19 protein-coding genes are annotated in these 22,220 nt (G+C 45.6%); 13 read left to right on the top strand and 6 right to left on the bottom strand.

What is annotated here, in order from left to right; translation table 11 throughout:
- The first annotated feature begins 379 nt into the window (after window positions 1-379).
- Window positions 380-1,117: a pirin family protein gene (locus P5683_RS13330; RefSeq protein ID WP_006622439.1), complete on the top strand. Its 738-nt coding sequence runs from the start codon at window positions 380-382 to the stop codon at window positions 1,115-1,117.
- Window positions 1,118-1,123: 6 nt separating this feature from the next.
- Window positions 1,124-1,708 carry an NADPH-dependent FMN reductase gene (locus tag P5683_RS13335; RefSeq protein WP_006622438.1) on the top strand — a complete coding sequence of 195 codons (585 nt, stop codon included), beginning with the start codon at window positions 1,124-1,126 and terminating at the stop codon, window positions 1,706-1,708.
- Between the two features lie 83 nt (window positions 1,709-1,791).
- Here the strand turns inward: P5683_RS13335 and P5683_RS13340 are convergent, their stop codons facing one another.
- Window positions 1,792-2,499, bottom strand: a complete 708-nt coding sequence (locus P5683_RS13340; RefSeq protein WP_008056386.1) for a methyltransferase domain-containing protein — start codon at window positions 2,497-2,499, stop codon at window positions 1,792-1,794.
- Between the two features lie 103 nt (window positions 2,500-2,602).
- On the opposite strand from P5683_RS13340, the gene P5683_RS13345 reads away from it, so the two are divergent.
- From P5683_RS13345 to radC, 4 genes are all read left to right on the top strand, one after another.
- Complete coding sequence (locus P5683_RS13345; protein ID WP_187758323.1) at window positions 2,603-4,189, top strand: sulfotransferase domain-containing protein; 1,587 nt, start codon at window positions 2,603-2,605, stop codon at window positions 4,187-4,189.
- Window positions 4,190-4,207: 18 nt separating this feature from the next.
- On the top strand, window positions 4,208-5,470 hold the full coding sequence (locus P5683_RS13350; protein WP_006670044.1) for a glycosyltransferase family 4 protein: 1,263 nt from the start codon (window positions 4,208-4,210) through the stop codon (window positions 5,468-5,470).
- A gap of 505 nt (window positions 5,471-5,975) precedes the next feature.
- The gene (locus P5683_RS13355) at window positions 5,976-7,967 is read left to right on the top strand and encodes a calcium-binding protein (RefSeq protein ID WP_315640143.1); all 1,992 of its coding nucleotides are present in this window, start codon (window positions 5,976-5,978) and stop codon (window positions 7,965-7,967) included.
- A 206-nt stretch (window positions 7,968-8,173) separates the two neighbouring features.
- Window positions 8,174-8,905 carry a DNA repair protein RadC gene (gene radC, locus P5683_RS13360; RefSeq protein ID WP_111892010.1) on the top strand — a complete coding sequence of 244 codons (732 nt, stop codon included), beginning with the start codon at window positions 8,174-8,176 and terminating at the stop codon, window positions 8,903-8,905.
- Window positions 8,906-8,909: 4 nt separating this feature from the next.
- On the opposite strand, the gene treY is transcribed toward radC, so the two are convergent.
- Genes treY through P5683_RS13375 form a run of 3 tightly spaced genes read right to left on the bottom strand, consistent with a single transcriptional unit; the run spans window position 8,910 to window position 14,661 of the window.
- The gene (gene treY / locus P5683_RS13365) at window positions 8,910-11,720 is read right to left on the bottom strand and encodes a malto-oligosyltrehalose synthase (RefSeq protein WP_315640142.1); all 2,811 of its coding nucleotides are present in this window, start codon (window positions 11,718-11,720) and stop codon (window positions 8,910-8,912) included.
- Window positions 11,721-11,771: 51 nt separating this feature from the next.
- Window positions 11,772-13,592 (bottom strand): malto-oligosyltrehalose trehalohydrolase, encoded by a 1,821-nt coding sequence (gene treZ, locus P5683_RS13370; RefSeq protein ID WP_315640141.1) that lies wholly within the window; start codon window positions 13,590-13,592, stop codon window positions 11,772-11,774.
- A gap of 22 nt (window positions 13,593-13,614) precedes the next feature.
- Window positions 13,615-14,661, bottom strand: coding sequence for a DMT family transporter (locus P5683_RS13375; protein ID WP_006670049.1), 1,047 nt, complete (start codon window positions 14,659-14,661; stop codon window positions 13,615-13,617).
- Window positions 14,662-15,025: 364 nt separating this feature from the next.
- Here P5683_RS13375 and sppA point away from each other — a divergent pair, with 364 nt between their 5' ends.
- Window positions 15,026-15,847, top strand: coding sequence for a signal peptide peptidase SppA (gene sppA, locus P5683_RS13380; protein ID WP_006622428.1), 822 nt, complete (start codon window positions 15,026-15,028; stop codon window positions 15,845-15,847).
- A 92-nt stretch (window positions 15,848-15,939) separates the two neighbouring features.
- Window positions 15,940-16,326 (top strand): chorismate mutase, encoded by a 387-nt coding sequence (aroH, locus tag P5683_RS13385; RefSeq protein ID WP_006670050.1) that lies wholly within the window; start codon window positions 15,940-15,942, stop codon window positions 16,324-16,326.
- 92 nt (window positions 16,327-16,418) lie between these two features.
- Here aroH and rsmG read toward each other — a convergent pair whose 3' ends face one another.
- A complete protein-coding gene (gene rsmG, locus P5683_RS13390) occupies window positions 16,419-17,174 on the bottom strand; it encodes a 16S rRNA (guanine(527)-N(7))-methyltransferase RsmG (protein WP_046319039.1) in 756 nt (251 codons plus the stop codon).
- A 5-nt stretch (window positions 17,175-17,179) separates the two neighbouring features.
- On the bottom strand, window positions 17,180-17,848 hold the full coding sequence (locus tag P5683_RS13395; protein ID WP_006617410.1) for an ABC transporter ATP-binding protein: 669 nt from the start codon (window positions 17,846-17,848) through the stop codon (window positions 17,180-17,182).
- 137 nt (window positions 17,849-17,985) lie between these two features.
- Between P5683_RS13395 and P5683_RS13400 the strand changes: the two genes are divergently transcribed.
- The 5 genes from P5683_RS13400 to psb28 all read left to right on the top strand — a co-directional run bounded on the left by P5683_RS13400 (window position 17,986) and on the right by psb28 (window position 21,777).
- Complete coding sequence (locus P5683_RS13400) at window positions 17,986-18,984, top strand: Sll0314/Alr1548 family TPR repeat-containing protein (protein WP_006622425.1); 999 nt, start codon at window positions 17,986-17,988, stop codon at window positions 18,982-18,984.
- Between the two features lie 135 nt (window positions 18,985-19,119).
- Window positions 19,120-19,578 (top strand): DUF3531 family protein, encoded by a 459-nt coding sequence (locus P5683_RS13405; RefSeq protein WP_174447170.1) that lies wholly within the window; start codon window positions 19,120-19,122, stop codon window positions 19,576-19,578.
- 33 nt (window positions 19,579-19,611) lie between these two features.
- Window positions 19,612-20,040 carry an NUDIX hydrolase gene (locus P5683_RS13410; protein WP_006622423.1) on the top strand — a complete coding sequence of 143 codons (429 nt, stop codon included), beginning with the start codon at window positions 19,612-19,614 and terminating at the stop codon, window positions 20,038-20,040.
- 31 nt (window positions 20,041-20,071) lie between these two features.
- Window positions 20,072-21,346 carry a hypothetical protein gene (locus P5683_RS13415; RefSeq protein ID WP_187758319.1) on the top strand — a complete coding sequence of 425 codons (1,275 nt, stop codon included), beginning with the start codon at window positions 20,072-20,074 and terminating at the stop codon, window positions 21,344-21,346.
- 80 nt (window positions 21,347-21,426) lie between these two features.
- A complete protein-coding gene (psb28, locus tag P5683_RS13420) occupies window positions 21,427-21,777 on the top strand; it encodes a photosystem II reaction center protein Psb28 (protein WP_006622421.1) in 351 nt (116 codons plus the stop codon).
- Window positions 21,778-22,220: the final 443 nt, after the last annotated feature.

The raw sequence follows: 22,220 nt of genomic DNA on the forward strand, positions 1-22,220 counted from the left end.
GCATTGCATCCCTATTTCACTCCTAAACGTCTCGCACCCATACTTGGTATTATACCGTATTGCCGTAAAATGTTAACCTAATTTGAGATTAAATCATGCTCTTTATCTTCCTACCGGAACCCAAGACTGTAGGGGCGGGTTCTGGGGTCAATTACATTGGATACCAGGATATTGGTAAACCCGCCCCACCCACGCCATAAACACTGGGGTCAATTACATTGGATACCAGGATATTGGTAAACCCGCCCCACCCACCCGATATTATCGATTGCCAATTCTCGATTATTCTCGGATAGTTGATTAAGCAGATAATCGAGTTGTGTATTATGATATCAATAGTTGCCCACAAATCACTATTATCTAAAGCCGGGATAATTTTATGATCGAAATTCGGCCTAGTGGCGATCGCGGCCAAGTAAAGTTAGACTGGCTAGATAGTCGCCATACCTTTTCCTTTGGTCAATATTATGATCCCAATCATATTAGTTTCGCTACCCTGCGAGTAATTAATGAGGACCATATCCAACCCAGAGGCGGATTTAAAACCCACTCCCATCAAGATATGGAAATCATTACCTATGTGTTATCGGGGACCCTAGAACACCAAGATAGCCTCGGTAATGGTTCGGTAATTCGACCGGGAGAAGTGCAACGGATGACTGCAGGAACTGGCATTTATCATAGCGAATTTAATGGGTCGGAAACTCAACCAGTTCACCTGTTGCAAATTTGGATTATTCCTAATGAAAATGGACTCCCCCCTAGCTATGAACAAAAAGCCTTTTCTGAGGCTGAACAGTGGGGTCAACTGCAATTATTGGGTTCTCCTGACGGTCGGAATGGTTCGGTCACTATTCATCAGGATGTGGAACTATATGGGGCTAAATTAACTACCGAAGATGACCAGATAAATTATACCATAAAACCGGGAAGAGTTGCCTGGATTCAAATAGCTAGGGGTTCGGTAGTTTTAGGCGATCGCACTCTCAGTCAGGGAGATGGAGTCGCCATAACTCCCGCCGCCGATGAAACCCATATAATCCGATTAACCGGCACATCAGACCCGGCGGAAATCCTGCTATTTGATTTAGCCGTACCCTCAGATTATACCAACTAGAATATCATGGAAACAACACCCAAAATTTTGGCATTTGCTGGCAGTAAACGCGAGGCTTCTTTGCATAAAAAACTGGTCAAAATTGCTGCCGAAGGAGCCAGACAAGCCGGGGCGGAAGTTACTTTTATCGACTTCCAAGATTTGCCGATGCCCCTGTTTGACCAAGACTTGCAAGACCGGGAAGGATTACCGGAAACGGTGCTGCAATTTAAGCAATTATTAAAAACCCATCACGGCTTTTTAATTGCCTCTCCCGAATACAACAGTTCAATTACTCCTTTACTGAAAAATGCGATTGATTGGGCTTCCCGTTCAGAACCGGGAGAACCCCCTTTAGCCTTAACCTGTTTTCGCGGAAAAGTAGCTGCTTTAATGGCAACTTCTCCGGGTGGTTTAGGAGGTTTAAGGGGCTTGTTTCATGTGCGGTCTATTTTAGAAAGTATTGGTGTCTTAGTAATTCCCGAACAGAAGACTTTACCCAATGGCTATCAGATTTTTGACACCGATGGCAATCTGAAAGATGAACAACAACAGCAAGATGTGTTAAAATTAGGAGAGAGCCTTACTTCCCTACTTAAAAAATTGCTGTAAATATCCCCTTGAAATGGGGGTGCGTCAGAGATGATTTCCGCCTGACTTTATGCTTCAGGTCTGACGCTACCCCGAAGGGATGCCTATCTGGATTTAGTCAAAATGGTAATAAACTCAGATGAGTTTTGAAATAAGCGCTGAACCTCTAAGGGAAAATTAAGGTGGTTTTTCAGGGAAACCAAGAAATCCAAAAAGTTCCGAGACTCCCACACATGGAAATGAATGCTATAATCGCGTTTAATTAACTTTTTGACAATATCCTGAACCTGAGATTTATCAGTTTCTTTAAGCACTAATTCCGCCCATTCTTGATAGTGACTGACCTTAGAATTTTCGGGGCCTTCCTGATAATCTTTCAACAGATGTTCAAAGGAAGTAATAGGCCGATCGCTATCAAAAGAGTAGCGTTTGTCGGGAACCGCCAGATAGAGAATCCCGCCTTTTTTGAGAACCCGGAGTAGATTTTCAATGGTGGTAATCGGGTCTTGACAATGTTCAATAAAATGATTAGCAATGACAAAATCCTGGCTGGCTTCCTCAACAGTTTGGAGATGTTCTCCATTGTCAATAATATCAACCTCAACTAGAGGTTCATCAGCCAACTCAGGATAATGCCGTCTGAGGTCTGCTACCGAGAGGCGATCGACATATTTAATTCTGGCAGTTTCTGGTAAAGCTAGAGGGTGATTAAGCGCCCCCACTTCAATGCCATCTCCATGGAGATACTGATTAGCAAAAAATCTACGATACTGATACAGTAAGGGTTCCGCCTCTATAGTTTCCGTTGACATGGTTTCAATCGCCAAAATACTGTCGGGGACGTGGTGATTGTAGCTGAATTTAGTGTACGATCGCTAGAGAAATTGGCCATTGAGGAAATAGTAAATAGTGGTAATGGAAACCGGAGGGAGTCCTTGGTCTTTGACCCCAGATGAAACTAAAGCGATCGCACCGCCGCCGCATTTTATAATTATCGGAACCCAGAAAGGCGGGACAAATTCTCTGTATCAGTATCTCTGTCAACATCCGCAAATTATCCCTGCAGCCAGCAAAGAAATTCACTATTTCACCCTCAACTACCATCAACCACCCCAGTGGTATCAATCCCAATTTCCCCGCCTACCTCACCCCCAGCAACTAACTGGGGAAGGGTCGCCCTATTATTTATATCATCCCGCAGTTCCCCAGAGACTGCACCAGTATTCTCCCCAGGTGAAACTAATTGTGCTACTGAGGAACCCCGTAGACCGGGCCATTTCTCACTATTACTGGGAAGTGAAGCTAGGCTGTGAACCCCTATCCTTAGAAAAAGCGATCGCAGCGGAAGCCGGGCGGCTGGAAGGGGAACAAGAAAAACTCAGCGCCAACGGAACCTATTACAGTTTCAACCATCAACACTATAGTTACCTTGACCGAGGTATCTATGTCCAACAATTACAAAGATGGATGGCCATATTTCCCAGAGCCCAATTTCTGATTATCCGCAGTGAAGATCTATACACCCACCCCGACACCGTAGTTAACCAAGTATTTAACTTCCTAGACCTTCCCCCTTATCACCAAGGCAACTACAATCGCTACAATGCTGGGAACTATTCCCCAGTTTCCCCGCAGTTGCGCGAACAATTGGAGGCTTACTTCCAACCCTACAATCTCAAACTACGAGAATTTCTAGGCCAAGATTTAGGTTGGGATAGTCACGAGAAGTTAAACCTGTCAACTTTACCCCCCCAGGAGGTTAAACCCAAAACCGTGAGCGATACCATGAAAATAGACTATGAAGGCGCTTGGGATGACTACGCCCAAACGTGGGTAAGTACCAACCCCGACTTTAATCATATCGGTGATGAGTGGATTGGTAAAGCAGCAGGAGCGGCCCAATCACGGGCTGAGTATGAGCAAATTATAGAAAATACATTTATCGCCCCGTATATCCAGAAACAGCATAGAGTGCTAGAAATTGGCATTGGCGGCGGTAAAACAGCAGCCCTACTGCTGAAATATTGCGATCGCCTTACCTGTGCGGATATCTCCCATGAAATGTTAAAAGCTACCCGCGATCGCCTGGGAGAAGACAGAGTAAACTATGTAAAACTAGATGGCATTACCCTAGACGGCATTCCGCCAGCCTCCCTGGATGTATGTTTCTGTTATGACACCATGGTTCACATCGAACCCCGTGATATTTTTAACTATCTAACCCGCATTCCACCCCTACTAAAAGGCGATCGCCTGTGTATATTCCACCACACCAACACCCTCAGTGACCTCGGTTGGCAGAAATTCCTAGTAGATTGGGATCAGAACCTGCTGGGACGTAGACAAGGAACCGCCTTTTCCATAATGACCGACAACCTGATGGCTAAATTTCTCAGCCATATCGGCTACGAAATCTTACACAAAGACACCACCACCGTACCCCGTGACTGCGTTTGGATCTGTCGCGCCCCCGTTTCCCCCACAGTCAGTATCACTTCATAGCCCAACTATTCCTTGATTATGCGAGCATTATTCCTACATCCCAACTTTCCCGCCCAATATCGACATATTATCACCGCCCTGGGTGCAGACCCCAATAATCAAATCATTTTCGGTACCAAATACGAACGCCCAGAATGGAAAATTCCCGGAGTTACTAAAGCCCTATTCACCCCCAACCGGGACAGCGCCCCGGAAACTCACCAATATTTGCGGGGAATAGAAAGTGCTGTAATATATGGTCAAGCCGTCTATCGGATGGCTGAGAAACTCAAATCCATGGGTTTTGTTCCCGATATCGTCTGCGGTCACTCCGGTTGGGGTCCCACCCTCTTCATCAAAGAGGCCTTTCCCGATACCCCTTTACTGTGTTATTTCGAGTGGTTTTATAAGGCTAAAGGTTCCGATGCCGACTTTGACCCCGCCGACCCCCTCACCGTTGATGATATGGCTAGGATTAGAGTCAAAAATTGCCCGATTTTAATTGACCTATACTCCTGTGATTGGGGGATTTCACCCACCTATTGGCAGCGATCGCAATTTCCCTCGGAACTCCAATCGAAAATCTCCGTCATTCATGACGGCGTAGACACCACCTACTTTAAACCCGACCCCAGCGCTAAATTGGTACTACCTAATTTAGACTTGAGTCAAGTTGATGAGATAGTCACCTATGTAGCGCGTGGTATGGAACCTTATAGGGGTTTTCCAGAATTTATCGAAGCCGTGGCGTACATACAGGAAAGACGACCAAACTGCCATGTAGTAGTTGTCGGATCCGAGAGAGTTTGCTACGGTAAATCCTTACCCAATGGCATGAGTTACAAAGACAAAATGCTGGCTCAGATCCCCCTGGATCTATCTAGGATTCACTTTGTCGGTCCCTTGCCCTATGGCCAATACCTGAAAGTGATTCAAGCCTCTGCAGTCCATGTATACTTAACTCGACCCTTTGTATTGTCTTGGTCTATGATAGAAAGCCTTTCCACCGGTTGTCTAGTCATTGGTTCCGACACCCCCCCTATTCGGGAGGTGATTCAAGATGGCTACAACGGCTTACTGGTCGATTTCTTTTCCCCCAAACAAATCGCCGACCGGGTTGATGAGGTATTAGACCACCCCAACCGTATGGCAGATTTGCGAGTCCGAGCCAGGGAAACAGTCCTAGAGCGTTATGATCTGTCCAAATTGTTGTCAAAACAACTGCAACTGATCGAACAAGTCGCTCAAAAATCCCAGCCCACCTCTGGGGAACAGATTTCCTCCCAGCCAGTCATTGCATAGGCGATCGAGGTTTCCCTAACCCGAAACTTTGACCCCAGATTATCTAATTTTGCTACAGCAAAGTTAGTGGTCAGAAATAACATATAATTCCCATCAAATAGACCTTTGACTAGACGAAAAAAGGAGGAGTTCCCGGGCATAAAATCATATCTGAGCGAAATCTTATCAGCGTGCTTATAAGACCCTTTTGGGCTGAAACTGGCTGAAATAAGGAGTGGGCAGGAACATAGTAGGGATATATTTCGTCCCAACAGCAAGAGTACCCAAGATAATCTTTAAGAGTAATGATTACCAGACATTTCTGGAGAAATTGCCCCAAGAACCAATCATAATACACCCAAGCAATCCTAACCACACTACAGACATTGTAGACAGAACAGTGGGGAAGGGACTAGACTTGCTGACGGTAAAAAGGTTAAACTACTGCGGAACAATCTCTGGTGTTTCAGGCAGTGTCTGTAGTCCCAACGGATCAAAAAACATCATTGCGGAGGAGTGAAACAAAATGACATCTGGAAGAGGTCCAACCTTTTTAACTAGCGGACCTGATCAATATAATCAGGACGCACCTTTTGCCCCTAGACCAGACACAATCCTGGGTCTTGGAGGAAACGACACCATTTTCACCTCAACCCTGGGAGGTAGTCTGGTTTATGGAGATAGCCTAGTTGGCAGTGACCTTAGTGGAAATGATGTCCTGGTAGCTCGTGGCCCCGGTGACACCCTATTTGGTGGCCCTGGTAATGACTCTCTGTTAGGTCGTGCTGCTGGGGTGGCTTTAGTGGGTGGAGACGGTCGCGATACCATCGTCGCTGAACAACCAGCAACTCTTTATGGAGGAGCCGGAAGAGACTTGCTAGTTGCAGTCTCTGGCGGCAACCTCATGTTTGGGAATCAGGATGAAGACACCATATTAGGTGGTTTACAGGGTAATGACACCATCTACGGGGGTCAAGGAGATGACCTAATCGGTTTCTACAGCGCCTCTGGTCAGAGCAATGTTGGTCTAGTGGTTCCCCCAGCCGTTGGTGGTGCTAACCAAGGTAACAACTGGGTTAACGGCAACAAGGGCAATGACACGATTGTTGGGATCAACACCGGAGATAGTCTCTATGGTGGTCAAGATAATGACTCAATTGTCGGAGTTGGCAGCCTATCCTACCTTTCTGGGGATGAAGGTAACGACACCCTAAGAATTCAAAACCCCACAGGGTCTATTAGCCCCTTTGATCCTCAGACTGCCTTGGTTGGTATCACCCAAGTAACCATGATGGGTGGTGCTGGTAATGATTCAATTATAGGTCCCATCGGCAGATTCGGAGAAGGCCAGAACTTCCTAGATGGTGGTGCTGGTAACGATACGATTATGAGTTTTGCCGCTGAGGATACCCTATTGGGCGGCGAGGGAGATGACTTCCTATCCACTAACACTTCAGCGCAACTAACCACCCAGGGTATTAATAGTTCCCTATCAGGTTTTGCGGGAGGTAGCGTCCTAGATGGTGGTCCTGGTAACGATACCTTAGTATCTATATTTGCGAGTGACTCCCTATTTGGTGGTGAAGGCAATGATAGCCTGCTGGGGCGACGCTTCAGTATCATGGACGGTGGCGATGGCAACAACACCCTGAACGGTGGCGAGTGGTTGCGTACCGGTACTACTCCCCTAGAGGTTAGCCTGTTTGGTGGTGCTGGTAATGACTTAATTATCGGCGCACAAGGTACTATCACTAACGTTATCGCTGGTGGCGCTGGTGACGATACCATTGTATTGGGAACCACCAATGACATCCTGTTATCTGATACTGCCAATACGCTGGGTAATGACAGTATCACTGCAGCTAATCTTCAATTCTTTAGCGAAGGTAATGAGGGCGTAAGCATTACCAACCTTGAGGGTAACAATACCGTTGAGGGTAGTGAGCGCAATGACCTGATTAGAACCGGATCAGGTAATGACCTGCTGTTAGGTGGCGCTGGCGATGATACTCTCCTCGGTGGCGGTGGTAATGACTTCCTCTTCGGTGGTAGCGGTAATGATTTACTCGATGGTGGACCTGGAGATGATACCCTCGAAGGTGGCTTCGGTGTTAACACCTTAGTTGGTGGTGAGGGTAACAACCAGTTCTTCTATCGCTTCAGTGATGCGGTTAAAACCACTGGTGCGGACTTTATTACGGACTTTAATCAGAGTGGTGATGACCGCATGGTGTTTGTCAGAGACGCTAGTGTTGGTGGCTTTGGCTTTGCTCTGGTTCCGGGAATCAGCACCAATGAACTTGGACCGAACCAGTTTATTTACTTGCCAACTGGACTTTATCGCGATGCGGATGCGAACATTAATACTCCAGTGCTAATTTATGAACAAGCATCTGGTGTGCTGAAGTACGATGAAAACGGCAGTCTGGACGGAGGAGTATTTCCTGTTGCTCAGTTCGGTCAACTGCCGGATGGAACCTTCCCGCGTATTAACGCCAGTGACATTCTGATTATTTAGTGACATAGGGGTTGAGGAGCGATAGGCGATTGGGGGTGGCGTAAGCTACCAAAAACCAAAAGCGATCGCTTCTATCCCTGAAAAAGGCAAGACCTCAATCAATTCCCCCTATTCGGGGGAATTTTATTTTTATTTCGGAATTAACTGGTCATTTGTGGGCTACAATCGGGGAATGCTTCATCTAACTTACGAGTGTAAATTATGGCATGACCTACAGCCTCAGAGTTGCGGATATCCCTACGAGTGAGAGACCCCGTGAAAGATTAATGGCTTTGGGACCCCAGAGCCTCTCTACCGCAGAATTAATAGCCATTTTGCTGGGAACAGGTCAGGGAAAAGGGAAACTCTCGTCGGTTGGTCTGGGACAATACATATTAAAGGAACTCAGCCAGTGTGAGGAAGATCCCCTTTCGATGATGCGAAATATCAGCGTCGGGGAACTTACTCAAATTCACGGAGTAGGTCCGGCTAAGGCTACTACTATCCTAGCTGCGATCGAATTGGGAAAGCGAGTCTTTCTATCTAAACCCCCCGAATTGACGGTCATTGACAGTCCCCTGGTGGCTGCTAATGCTCTCAGCCATAATTTGATGTGGCAGACACAAGAAAGATTTGCTATCTTGTTAATGGATGTGAAAAACCGCCTATTGGGAACTAAGCTGTTGACCATAGGAACGGCTACAGAAACCCTGGCTCATCCCCGTGACATTTTCCGGGAGGTACTCAAACACAATGCCACCCGTCTGATTATTGCTCATAATCACCCTTCAGGAAATGTTGAACCTAGTTATCAAGATATTGAGTTGACCCGCCAACTTCTGGAAGGGGGTCAATTATTGTCTTTACCTATCCTGGACCACCTGATTTTGGGGAATGGTAATTATGGGAGTATTCGCCAAACGACAAAGTTATGGGAAGAATACCCCCAAGGAGACTAGGGAATTATTTGTCGGAAATGGGGACTGATTCATTAATCAGTAAACCGACGGGGAAATACTGGAGAATTTGACTTACGAGAATGTTGGGACTGGCGGCTATGTCATGATTGACGATCGCTTCATGCCAATTGGACCCACTACCTTCTGGAACAATTATAGCGGTATCTCCCCAAATATCACCTAGGGGAAATTGAGGGGGTTCTATAACATCGGTCAAAAACCTCGGTACAATGGCGATCGCTGTCTGTTTACCATGACTGCGCGCAAAGGCAATAATGCGATCGCTATATTTACCAGTTACCGCTACAGGTTGATAGTCTCCCTGTTGGAATACCTCCAGATATTCCTGTCTGGCTTGTAAAACCCGCGCAATTAAAAACAACTTTAAACGACCATCTTCCCAAGTCGCCATTAAATCATCAATTAAATTCTCCATTCCGGTGCGCGATCGTCGCTTAATTTCCTGGAGATAGGACAGGCGACCATCAAAATCGACGGGACGACGGTTATCTGGATCAACTAAACTTAAATCCCATAATTCTGTCCCCTGATAAATATCGGGTAGTCCAGGACTGATTAACTTGAGTAGAGTCTGAGACAGGGAATTAAACACCCCATAAAAAGCGACTTTTTCTTGGAAGGGTCGGAACTCCTGCCAAAATTTATTATCCTCGGAGAAATCCAGGATTTGCTCGACAAAATTCACAAAGCCATTTTCATAATCAGTATCTGGTCGTAACCAAGCCGTATGTACTTTAGCTTCCCGGACTGCTTTAACGACATAATCTTTAATCCGTTGGATATACTCAGGATATTCTTCTTCTAGGAAGGGGAAAGAACCGACCAAAGTCTGATAGAGGAAATATTCATCATTGCGATCGGGAATTATCTTGCTATCAATTTTGGTTTTATGAACAAGGTTCAACTGTGACCAAACCTTCACCCTTTCTTCCCACTGATCAGGTATTTCTGAAATCACATTTAAACGCGATCGGACATCTTCCCCTCGCTTGGTGTCATGGGTAGCCGTCGCATTCATGGCATGGGGCCAACTGTGCAGACGTTGCTGATTAAACTCGTGGAATTCTTCCAGAGAAATACCGAAATGATTAGGCGCACCTCCCACCTCATTTAACGCCAAAAATCGGTAATAAACATAAAACAGAGTATCTTCAATTCCCTTAGCCGTTAACGGACCGGAAAACTGCTGCAATTTCATCACAAAACGCAGCCACAACTGTTGATTTTCCTCACTCAAAAACTCATCATAATCAAGAAACAGGAACTTTTCCATCAAATTAAGCTCATTCAAAAGTTCCGGCAATTTCCCCTTAGCTTCCCGAATCGCCTGTTGCACATAGGCGCGGTCATCGTCTCCCACACCTTCCTGATTAATATAAGTCCGATAGACCGGAAACCTGACCAAAAACTCCATAATCGCAGTTTTTAGACCTGCTAAAGTGAAATCTCGTCCGTAGCGATAATCACCACAAACTTGCTTGAGTAACTGTGCCAAATTATCAGCATCTCCCGCCAAATTCTTATCAGCAATTAGCCGTTTTTTCGCCACCAATAACTCATTATAATCTCGGTTAAGTCCAGTCATTTCGGCATAGATTTGATTAAACCTTTCCTGATTTTTACTCTGGCAAAATAAGCCATTGACATAATTCAAAAACTCATAACCACTGGTTCCTTGAATCGGCCAGTTAGCGGGTAATTTTTCGTCTAATTCCAGGATTTTTTCAACGACAATATAAATCTCTCCGGTTTTTTCCCGCAGCCACCGCAGATATTGAACTGGGTTATAAAGTCCATCAATATGGTCAATTCTTAATCCGGTAAATTTACCGGACTTGACCAACTCACCAATTAAATCATGGGTGCGTTGAAAAACCTTATAATCTTCGACCCTAACACAAATCAATTCATTAACGGTAAAAAAGCGGCGATAGTTTAATTCTTCTGCGCCGACCTTCCAAAATGACAGGCGGAAAAATTGATCAGATAACAGGTTATCCAAGAGATTAAAACTCTCCCTTTTCCCGGTATCCCCATTAAAGAAATCAAGATTTTCGTCAATGAATTTCTGAATCTCTGGATTATCTTGATAAATTTCCCACAGCAGTTTTTTGACAAATTCCGCCTGGTCTCGTCGCTGCTGGCTAGAGGTTTCGGAGGGAATATTTTTGAGGATATACAGAACCCCCAACAATTTAATTACATCAGGGTGACGGTTTCCTAGGGTTTGGGAAAGGGTGTTAATTTTATAGCTGATGAGGGTAGCATAGGATTCAATTCTGAGGGGGAATTTGAGATGGTAATAATTGACACTTAACCCGGATTCATTATAGGAAAGTTTCAACTCTCCGTTTTCTAAACAGTTGCCATAAAAGTCTCCCAATAATGGCGCTAGGACTCGTCCTTTGATGTTTTCATAAGCCTGATCCCAATCAATTTCAAAATAATCAAAATATTCGGAATCTGGCCCATGTTCTAACACATCCATCAATAGCTTATTTTCGCTATCATAAGCCATGTGGTTAGGGACGATATCTTGAACCCATCCCATGTCGCGTTTTTGGATTTCTTCGATTAACTCATCAAAGGTTTCTGGGGAACCTAATTCGGGGTTAATTTGGTTGGGGTCAACGACATCATAACCATGGGTACTACCACTTCTGGCTTTAAAAATTGGGGAAGCATAGATATCGGAAATGCCTAATTCTTGCAGGTAAGGCAGAATTTTTTGGGCATCTTCAAAATCAAAATTAGGGTTAAATTGGATTCTGTAGGTAGCAACAGGAATACGCATAATTTATGTCGAGGGAAGTAGTAGTTGGGTGAATGGATGTTTAACAGATGTTTAACAGTTGTAGAGGATACAACTTTCGGGGTTTAGGGTAATTTCCTGGGAATTGTTAATGGTATCAGGAAGATGAGAACCTGGACCCATCCATATAGAATCAGAGGAATCTAACTGTTTGTGCCAAGTTTGACCGGAATTCTGGAAATGGTAGGTGACTGGTTGTTTATTAAAGTTCAATATACACAGAATTTGAGAGTTATCAGTCCACCGATGGGAAGATATTAGTTTTTGGGATTCGTGGCTGGTGACTTTTTGGCTTTGGCGATCGCCTTTTTTAATAGCGGGAATCTCATGGCGTAGGCTAATCAGTTTTTTATAGAAACCTAAGAGGGTTTTATGGTGTCCCTGGCTGCGTTTTTCCCAATGGAGAATAGATTGCTTAAAGGTCTCAAGACTTTGGGCATCTGGGGGTTCTCCGACGGCGTGAAACTCCTCAAATTCCGATTTTCTCCCCTGGCGAACTGCCTCAATTAAATCGGGGTCGCTGTGGCTGATAAAATACAGAAATGGGGCTGTTTCTCCGTACTCTTCGCCCATAAATAACATAGGAATATAGGGAGATAACAAGACGGTGGCGGCGGCTAATTTGAGGGCTTCCAAGGATGCCAGTTGAGACAACCTTTCTCCTAACATCCGGTTGCCAATTTGGTCATGATTTTGACAGCATACCACAAATTGAGAGGGAGGGCGCGAGCCTGCATAACTACCATGATAGCGATCGCGATTAGGGGAATAATCCCAGGAGTAGACAAAACTCTCGGATAGGGCTTTAGCCAAATCGGCACATTTGCCAAAATCCTTATAATACCCGGTCAAATCTCCAGTAATTAAGGTTCTCAAAGCATGGTGAAAATCATCACTCCATTGGGCATCAATCCCATAACCTCCCAGGTTTTTGGGGTTAATAATTCTCACGTCATTTAAATCACTTTCAGCGATTAGGTAAAACTGGCGACCCTGTGCCTCAGATAGTGCGGCTACCCGGTCGGACATTTCCTCTAAAATATGTTTAGCGCCAAAGTCATAAATAGCATGAATTGCATCTAATCGCAGCGCGTCAATATGATAATCGCGGAACCAATAGAGAACATTCTCTAAGACGAAATTCCGCACCCCCGGACTACCCGCATCATCATAGTTAATGGCACTTCCCCAGGGTGTTTGATATTTAGAAGTAAAATAAGGTCCGAAATCACGGGTATAATTCCCCTCCGGTCCGAAGTGGTTATATACCACATCCAAAACCACAGCCATTCCCTGTTTATGACAGGCATTAACGAGAGCTTTTAATCCTTCTGGTCCCCCATAGGAAGTCTGAACACCGTAGGGATAAACGCCATCATAACCCCAGTTCCGACTACCAGGAAACTGCGAAACAGGCATTAATTCAATGGCGGTAATTCCCAACTCTAATAACTCAGGAATGCGGGAAATAACAGCTTGAAAAGTACCCTCTGGGGTAAAAGTGCCAACGTGCAATTCATAGATAATTAAATCAGCCAGTGGGACTCCTGACCAGTTGCTATCTTCCCAATGAAAGCCATGATGATCAACTACCTGAGAGGGTCCGTGTACATCTTCTGGTTGCGACTGAGAGGCGGGGTCAGGTCGAATGGTATCGCCATCAAGTTGATAACGATAGCGAGTCCCTGGTGGTACATCAGAAACGGTCACCCGCCAGTATCCCTGAGAATCCTTAGTCATGGGAACTAGCCGAGGTGATGGTGTCTCGATTTGCAGATTGACAGTTTCTCGAAGGGGGGACCAGACGACAAATTCACAGCGATCGCCTCCTAGATAGTTGGCACCTACTTTCATAGTCTTAGCTCGCAGTTCAGGTTTACAATTTAGGTTCGGACTCCGGGATTTTTACGGGTAGGGATACCTCCATAGGTTGAGTAGTTTCTGAGGGGATAGACTCAGCAGCAGAGTGACCAAATTTGAACTTATCAGCCAAGATATCTCTCTGATTGACCAGATAGATACTGACCAAGGTTAATCCCACCCCCATTGACTGTAAAGGAGTGAGTACCTCTCCCAAAAACAGATTACCAAATAGCAGGGCAAAAATAGGGGTTAGGAAAGTGAGGGAACTGAGGCTAGTTAGGGAACCACTAGAAGCGAAATAAAAGAATAAGCCATAAGCGATCGCACTACCAAAAATAGTCGAATAAGCGATCGCCATCCAACCGCCGCCATCAATATTAACCCATTGGTCAGCTTCCCAGCCACCGGACAACATAAATAGAGGCAAACCGCCAATAATCATGTGCCAACCCGTCCCCACCACCGGGTCACAGTGGCGACACACTCCCCGGACTAAAACCGTCCCCACCGCCATTGACAAAGCGGCCAATAGCATCAACCATTCCCCACTTTCTAATATTGGCGAGGTGACCATTTGTTCTGCTGGTAGTAAGTTAAACCACCCCAAAATCAACTGATCCGGTAAACCGATGGCACTAATACCAATCACCCCAATGACCAACCCTAACCATCCCCAAAAGCGGATGCTTTCATTAAACAGCCACAGACAGAGAATGGCTACCGCCAGAGGTTGGGTGTCAATCATCACCGAACCCAAACCCGCATTAGTTCTCACCAGTCCCTCAGCCAGGAATCCTTGAAATAAAGCGCCATCGACCAAAGCAAATAAGCCAATCCATAACCAGGCTTTCCAGGTTTTAGGTTGAGGTCTTCCTTGGATTAAGCAAAATAACAGAACCAACACCCCCGCCGGAACCAATCTCATCCCCGCCATAAATAGGGGTGTAGTGTGGGGAATTACCCCTTTCATGGCTACCATTGCCGTACCCCACAGGAAAAATGGCGCGATCAGCAATAATGGTTTCAAGGGTAAATCCGTGTTGGTCTGCTTTGTTAGCATTGGCAAGTTTTCTCCCAGGAATCTTTGAAGTTTGCACTCACCCGATTTCGTTGGGGGTGAGTTGTGCTATTTATAGCAGTAGACACAAGATGAAACCTAGATGGTGGCCTTTTGATGTCCGGTGTTCCCGATTCCCTGTCCGCTGCTATATGTAGTTTTGTTAAGTTACTGTTTCTATGATAGGGGTTAACTGCCAAAAAGTCTACTTTAGCTGAGAACATCGGCTAAGACAGCCCCCCGTGGGATTATACTTAAATAAGGTGGCTGTACTCCTCGATATATACGAGGTGTTTAGCTTTAGCCCATTTTAGCTGTTTGCTGGTCTCGGCGATACCCGTCCCATTTGATTAAGCCCCAAAAGTTCATGATTTGGCCATTTAAGTCTCGTTTTCGTAAACAAATTGCTCGCATCGAAATTAGTGGTGCTATTGCTGGTGATACCCGCAAGCGGGTTTTAGAGGCACTGAAAACCGTTGAAGAACGGAAATTTCCCGCGCTACTGCTGAGGATTGATAGTCCTGGCGGCACAGTTGGCGACTCCCAGGAAATTTATAGCGCCCTTAAATCTTTAAGAAAAAAAGTCAAAATTGTGGCTAGTTTTGGTAATATTTCTGCCTCTGGTGGTGTTTATATTGGCATGGGGGCTGAACATATTATGGCTAATCCTGGCACTATTACAGGCAGTATTGGTGTAATTTTGCGGGGAAATAACTTAGAAAGACTACTGGAAAAAGTTGGCGTTTCTTTTAAGGTCATAAAATCAGGACCTTATAAGGATATTTTAGCTTTTGACCGGGAATTAACGGAACCAGAACAGCAAATTCTTCAAGAATTGATTGATACGAGTTATCAACAGTTTGTCAGCACTGTGGCTGAGTCTCGAAATTTGGAAATTGAGGCGGTGCGATCTTTTGCTGATGGGCGCATTTTTACGGGAGAACAAGCCCTACAGTTGGGGGTGATCGATCGCTTGGGGAGTGAAGAAGATGCGCGTCGATGGACAGCGGAAATGGTCAATCTTGACCCGGATAAAACTGAATGCTGTACCCTGGAAAAGCCGAAATCTTTATTAAATCGGGTTCTCAGTAATAATCTGGCGGCGACTAACAGGATCTCGGATGCCCGAAATTGGGTAGAATTTGAGTTGTCTACCAGTGGTTTACCCCTGTGGCTGTATCGACCTTAAACATTCCCACGCAGGGGGTTAAGCAATCACAGGCGAGGTGGTGTTTGACCACCCGTTAACCTATACTACTAAGCATCATAGGAGGATTTGGCGTGGAGTGGCAAGTTCGAGCGATTCGTGGCGCGACGACAGTTAGGGAAAATTCCATTGACGCAATTCGCGAAGCGGTGACGGAACTACTGGATGAATTGGAAACTCGCAACCAGTTAGATCCAGAACAGATTATCAGTACGACTTTTTCTGTGACTCGCGATTTGGATGCGATTTTTCCGGCGGCGATCGCCAGAGAACGTCCCCACTGGCAAAATGTTCCCCTGTTGGATGTCCAGCAAATGTATGTCAAGGGTAGCCTAGAACGCTGTATTCGCGTACTCGTTCATGTCAATTTTCCCAGCCACAAAACTCAAGTACATCATCCCTATTTACGAGGTGCAAAAAACCTCCGCCCTGACTGGAGTTTAACATCCTTAAATCATTGATCAAATCATGCCCCAGCCAGGGGAAATGGTGCGTCAGTTGTTGATCACCGGGTTGTCATGACGATTTCCTGGCTTTGACGCACCCTACCATCCTACGAGTTGGAGGATAGAGACCCTAGGGGTTTTTGGGTGGGAATACCAACAGGACGGGGAAAGCGATCGGGTGTGGGTTTAATTTTCCGTAAATAGACGCAGTGGCGGACACTTTCGGTTACAGGAGTGACAAAGGATTCCACGGAGTCTAGTTTACCGCCCAAGGGAGCGATCGCATTTTGTAGCTCCTGCTGTTCTGGGGGGGTCCATTGACCGCGATATAGTACCGCCACGCCGCCAATTTTGAGTAGGGGTAAACTATATTCAGCCGCCACGGTAGCAGCAGCGACAGCGCGTAAGACGACCAGATCATAACTTTGGCGATGGTCGGACTGTTGAGCGATCGCTTCTACCCGTCCCAAATAGGGGATAGCATTTTCCAGACCCAGACGAGGGATGAGAGTTTGTAAAAAAGCAATTTTCTTACCGGTACTATCAAGCAATGTAACTTCGGCTGTGGGAATAGCGATCGCGATCGGAACACCAGGAAAACCCGCGCCAGTACCAATATCAATCACCCGCAAAGGCAATTTATCCCCGGACAACCAGGGTACGACCCCCCGCAAAGAATCCCATAAATGCTTTTCCCAAAACCCCACCGGATCAGTAATGCGGGTTAAATTAAGCCGTTGATTACCCGCCAAAATCTGCTCATAGAGTATATTAAAAATTTCCAGTTGGCGATCGCTAGGTATCCAACCCAGAGTTTCCCAACCTTCCGACTGAATTTCCCCCAAACCCAATTCCTCCAACACTATCGTTACACCACAGCCGGATCAACATTTTTCAGCAAAGTCTGCGGATCAGCAGGTTGCAAATTGCCATGATCAAGTCGCCAACAACAATCTGCAATTTCCAACAGATCCCCCGCATCATGGGTAACAACCAATAAAGTCCAGTGAGATTTTAACTTGTCCAGCAAAGCCACCAACTGCCGCCGCATTGACCAATCTAAACCCGCTGTCGGCTCATCTAACATCAATAAATGAGGTTGTCTGATTAATTGTACCGCTAAGGCTAACCGTCGCTGCTGTCCGCCACTGAGGGAATGGGGAGCCTTTTCTAAGGATAGACTCTCTAACCCCACTTCCCCCAAAGCATTTTGCATCATATCGAGTCTGATTTCTGGGTGTCCCAGTCGCAACTCTTCCAAAATCGAACCACCGCAGAAATGTCGCTCCGGGAACTGAAACACTAAACCCGCGAGTTGTGGTAGTTGTTCAGAAGTTAACTCCTGTTCACGCCAGCGAATATCCCCTTTCGTTTTTTGAGCCAGACCCGCTAAAATTTCTAGTAATGTACTTTTACCAGAACCGCTACGGCCCACAATCAAGCCTAACTGTTGCGGAGGCAGTTCTAAATTAATATTATTCAGAATGGGAGCATTGCAGGCGGCCGGATGATAAAGCAAATTTCTGATATATAGCATTTGGAGGAATTCTAAATGTTACTCAAACCTATCAATCCTGGCACCAACTAGGTGCAGATGATAGCATGACTCGATTAACCTAGGGGCTGAATTTTGGCAAAACTCCAGCCCATTAGCATTTTCAAGGAAAGATCCCTATGATTAGCTTATCAAATCTTATAAAATCCATTCACTCCAAAACTATCACCCTGTTTGGTATTACCCCTATTGCGATCGCTCTGTTATCTTTAACTGCTACTGCGGCTGACCCCTTCCGCACTAATAATCCTAGGGTTATGGGTGAACAAACCGAAGCCGCCTTTCGGGCTATGTTTGAGCGAGGACACTATGTTGAGGCGCAAAAGTACCTCAAACAGGCTGAACAGCTTGGTACTAACGAACCAATGGTTTTTGCTCTCCAAGCCTCTCTAGCTTATCAGGCTCAAGACTGGGATGCTATGAAACGCTACGCCGACCGAACTCTGCAAACTGCTCAATCTCTTATGGTTTCTGACCCTCTACGGGGAAATCTCTATATGGCGGTGGGTCATTTTTTACAGGGTGCTTATATTGTCCAAACTCAAGGAACTATTAAGGGGGCTCCCCAGGCTTTAAATAAGCTGCAAACTGTGCTACGATTGATGAATGCCGCCGAACAAATTGATCCTCAAGACCCAGAGCTAAATTTGCTCAAGGGATATATGGATTTATTTCTCGGTTTAAATTTGCCTTTTTCTGACCCCATGGCTGCTGTAGAGCGCCTGGAACGTTACGCAGGTCCTCGTTATCTCGCCCTTTGGGGAATTGCGATCGCCTATCGCGATCTTGACCAATTAGACCGGGCTTTAACTATTGTTAACCAAGCCTTAGAAGAAGTGCCTTTTCATCCAGAATTGTTCTATCTCAAGGCTCAGATTCTCGCCTCTCTCGGTAGGCAGAAAAATGACCCTCAGCTATTGAATGCTGCTTACCAGAGCTTTAGTGTAGCATTATCACAACCTGATCAACTTCCTAGGCTGACTGTCGCTCAGATTTTTTATGAGCAGTGCAAAACACTTAATAATATTGACAGCTTAGACCGCCCTTGTCATCCCCTACGCAATACCATCAGAGATTATAATAGTTTATGGGGACCTACTCAGTTACCGCCTTTATAACAGCCTGATCAACCCCCCCCACTAAATCTATCTGCCTTTCCCCATAAGTCGCGGTTATTTTAGGTAATATCATGGCAGACTGGGGGTAAATATGCCTTAATCATGACCAAAAATAGAGAGGTTTCATCTGGTATCATGGATGTAAAGTTTAGAGAGTTTAATCAATTTGATGTCTGGATTTGGTTAAGGTTTAGCACCATTCCTTCCATGATAGAAAGACAGTATATTGAGGAGGTTTTTAATTCCTGGTTTTTGTTGGGAAAATTGGGGGGATTTAATGCCGAAAAATTGCAGGTGCAAGAAGTGGGGGTTGACCTCAATTATATGACTTATGAGAATGACAGAAATCATGATGCTATGATGGCACTCATGCACAATATGGGGGAAGTAGAATATGAGGGATTGTGGGCGCGTTGTTGGTTTGATTTGGGAACCAGTGATGCTTTGGCTTTGGATGTTTTGATTAATTCTTTGGAACAACTCAGCGAAGATTATGTCACGATAGAAGAGTTAATTATTGGGGGACAAAATCAAGATTGGCCGGTCTCAACGAATCGCCATGATCCTGATTTTGCTAACGATGGTATCTCTTGAATGCTGCCGATAAAATCTAATTAACTCAGAATCATGGCTAAACCGAAAATTAGGGTAATTGCATTAGGATTAATTGAGGATAACGATCGCATTTTGGTGTCTCAGGGATACGACCAGGAAAAACAAATAACCTTTTATCGTGCTTTAGGAGGAGGTGTAGATTTTGGCGAACATAGTCGAGATGCACTCCGACGAGAATTTCTCGAAGAACTCAACGCGGAAATTACTGATATAGAATACCTAGATTGCCTGGAAAGCATTTTCGTTTATAATGGTAGTCAGGGACATGAAATTATCCAACTGTATCGATGTAAATTTGCTGATCGCCAATTTTACCAACAGGAACAAATCCCATTTAAGGAAGGCGATCGCCAAAAATTAGCCCTCTGGGTTCCCGTGGAGAGATTTAAGTCAGGAGAAGCTCAACTTGTTCCTGAAGGCTTTATCAAATTCCTGGGATAGTCCTGTCCTTATACTCAATCGGTGATCAATCATGTCACATCAACAACACCATCAACATCAACATCAACATCAACATCACGACCACAACCATGATGTTGAAAAACAAGTTAACCCGATTATTGCCAAACTCAAGGCGATCGCCCAGCCGAGGGTGTGGGGACCCATTGGTGTGATTTCCCTAGTGAGTATATTTGTATGGGAAGTTTCAGAAAATCCCGAACTCTATCGGATTGACTGGGAACCGGAAACCTCCGAAAGCGGACTATCTCCGGAAGAATTGGCGATCGCTGCCGAAATTGACAGTTCAGGCTTACTACTCGAAGAGTTACGCCGAAACAACCCGGAGGATGTTAGCCTATTTAACAATCCTATCCAAGGCGGAGAAGACGTATTCGAGGAAGTTCGCCGCCGTAACTCTCGGTCCGATCAAAATACCCAAACCCAGAGTTCCCGAAATTTGCGATCGAGTGAAGCAACAACCACCCTACCTGAACCATTCCCCGAAACCACAGCCACCAGTCCCTTTAATGCTACCAGCCAGGCTCTGCAAAATGCCCAAAATTCCCCAAATAATAGACCTGCATCCTTTGGTTTATTAGGGTGGGGAACCCCAGCTAACCAGGAGGACAATCAAGAAACCCTAACTAACTCCCCCTTAGCACCCACCCCACTACAGGCGGCGATGGGTCAGTCTTTCTCATCATCAACAAGTGAATCCGAAGGCGAAACCCAAACCCAAACTCAAGGGATGTTCAACCCTCTGATAGTCACTGGAAGCAGCAATAGTCAGGTGGCTACCCCATCATCGACAAATGGGGATAATAACACCGCCTCTGGTATTCCTCTACCCGCATACGCACCCCCAGTTCAAATTCCCGAAGCCAGTTGGGTGGTTCCCAGAACCGTAGCCCCCATTGATGGAACTAATGCAGCCACTGTTGATGTAGCGCCTAACCCATATCAAACTAACCGTTCCCTACCTCAGCCCTTATCTGGAACCCAGCCAGGTGGTTTACCACCAGCACCCGTGCTACCTCCCAACCGCGCTAACCCCCACGGACAATATAACTACACCGGAACTAATCCTTTTGGGCGCAATCAGCAGCCTCAGACGGACAATTCTGGTGGTTTTCCCAACTTTCAGCCCGCCACCCCCAATCCCAATAACTATGTGGTCGGTCCCACCAATTTAAACCCAAATAATCAAAATCAAGTGATCCAGCAACAGGCTCCCTTTACTTCTCCTCGCAGCACTCCCGGTCGCGTGATTGGCGGTGGTAGAATCAACAGTTTCTCTAACCCCTAGAAGTTAAGTTTTATGAGGTTTTGAGTGTTTCTACTTAATTCCGAGTTAAACTTTGGCTAAACTCTATGGAGCAATAGGTTGTGTCTACATCTATCCAGTTTATCGATGGACTTGACGAGGAACTGGGTGGGGTTAGCCTCCGCAAACGCCGAGACAGCAACACCAAGATTGTCGTTTTAGTCTTTAAACAACTCAAGGCGATCGAAAAACTCAGGGCTTATCGCAAACAAATTAGCCATTTATGGCTCCGGGATGAAGAAGGAGAAATCCGCGTAAGTCCCACAGGTGTTAAGTTCTTCTATGTGGGAGATGATGAACTCTCGAAAGCAGAATGTACTTTTGAGGTTGATTCTGAGGATATTTTTGGGCGGGTGATGAGATTTTTGCATCGCTACGCTGATGACCATGGCTTTGAGTATAGTGCCAATTGATTCTTGATACTCCCCGCCCTTTCCGAGGACGGGGCTTGCATATCACAAAATTGGGTTTTTGTCAATAGGGGGGAAAATGGCGCTGCGATTTTCTCGGAAAACTCGTGCATCGGGAATTTTCAATTTTGCTGAGATACAGCTTGTTCACCAGTCGCTTAATACATTGCCCTCACCCTAAATCCCTCTCCCAGAAAGGGAGAGGGACTTTGTAATACATTGCCCTCACCCTACACCTCTCTCCCAGAAAGGGAGAGGGACTTTGTAATACATTGCCCTCACCCTACACCTCTCTCCCAGAAAGGGAGAGGGACTTTGTAATACATTGCCCTCACCCTACACCTCTCTCCCAGAAAGGGAGAGGGACTTTGTAATACATTGCCCTCACCCTACACCTCTCTCCCAGAAAGGGAGAGGGACTTTGTAATACATTGCCCTCACCCTAA

Source organism: Limnospira sp. PMC 1279.21 (assembly GCF_032349615.1).
Classification (GTDB): domain Bacteria; phylum Cyanobacteriota; class Cyanobacteriia; order Cyanobacteriales; family Microcoleaceae; genus Limnospira; species Limnospira fusiformis.

Bases quoted from the DNA above. Each gene is read 5' to 3' on its own strand.
- P5683_RS13330 (WP_006622439.1), top strand. From the start codon at position 380: ATGATCGAAATTCGGCCTAGTGGCGATCGCGGCCAAGTAAAGTTAGAC.
- P5683_RS13335 (WP_006622438.1), top strand. From the start codon at position 1,124: ATGGAAACAACACCCAAAATTTTGGCATTTGCTGGCAGTAAACGCGAG.
- P5683_RS13340 (WP_008056386.1), bottom strand. From the start codon at position 2,499: ATGTCAACGGAAACTATAGAGGCGGAACCCTTACTGTATCAGTATCGT.
- P5683_RS13345 (WP_187758323.1), top strand. From the start codon at position 2,603: ATGGAAACCGGAGGGAGTCCTTGGTCTTTGACCCCAGATGAAACTAAA.
- P5683_RS13350 (WP_006670044.1), top strand. From the start codon at position 4,208: ATGCGAGCATTATTCCTACATCCCAACTTTCCCGCCCAATATCGACAT.
- P5683_RS13355 (WP_315640143.1), top strand. From the start codon at position 5,976: ATGACATCTGGAAGAGGTCCAACCTTTTTAACTAGCGGACCTGATCAA.
- radC (WP_111892010.1), top strand. From the start codon at position 8,174: ATGACCTACAGCCTCAGAGTTGCGGATATCCCTACGAGTGAGAGACCC.
- treY (WP_315640142.1), bottom strand. From the start codon at position 11,720: ATGCGTATTCCTGTTGCTACCTACAGAATCCAATTTAACCCTAATTTT.
- treZ (WP_315640141.1), bottom strand. From the start codon at position 13,592: ATGAAAGTAGGTGCCAACTATCTAGGAGGCGATCGCTGTGAATTTGTC.
- P5683_RS13375 (WP_006670049.1), bottom strand. From the start codon at position 14,661: ATGCTAACAAAGCAGACCAACACGGATTTACCCTTGAAACCATTATTG.
- sppA (WP_006622428.1), top strand. From the start codon at position 15,026: ATGATTTGGCCATTTAAGTCTCGTTTTCGTAAACAAATTGCTCGCATC.
- P5683_RS13395 (WP_006617410.1), bottom strand. From the start codon at position 17,848: ATGCTATATATCAGAAATTTGCTTTATCATCCGGCCGCCTGCAATGCT.
- P5683_RS13400 (WP_006622425.1), top strand. From the start codon at position 17,986: ATGATTAGCTTATCAAATCTTATAAAATCCATTCACTCCAAAACTATC.
- P5683_RS13405 (WP_174447170.1), top strand. From the start codon at position 19,120: ATGGATGTAAAGTTTAGAGAGTTTAATCAATTTGATGTCTGGATTTGG.
- P5683_RS13410 (WP_006622423.1), top strand. From the start codon at position 19,612: ATGGCTAAACCGAAAATTAGGGTAATTGCATTAGGATTAATTGAGGAT.
- P5683_RS13415 (WP_187758319.1), top strand. From the start codon at position 20,072: ATGTCACATCAACAACACCATCAACATCAACATCAACATCAACATCAC.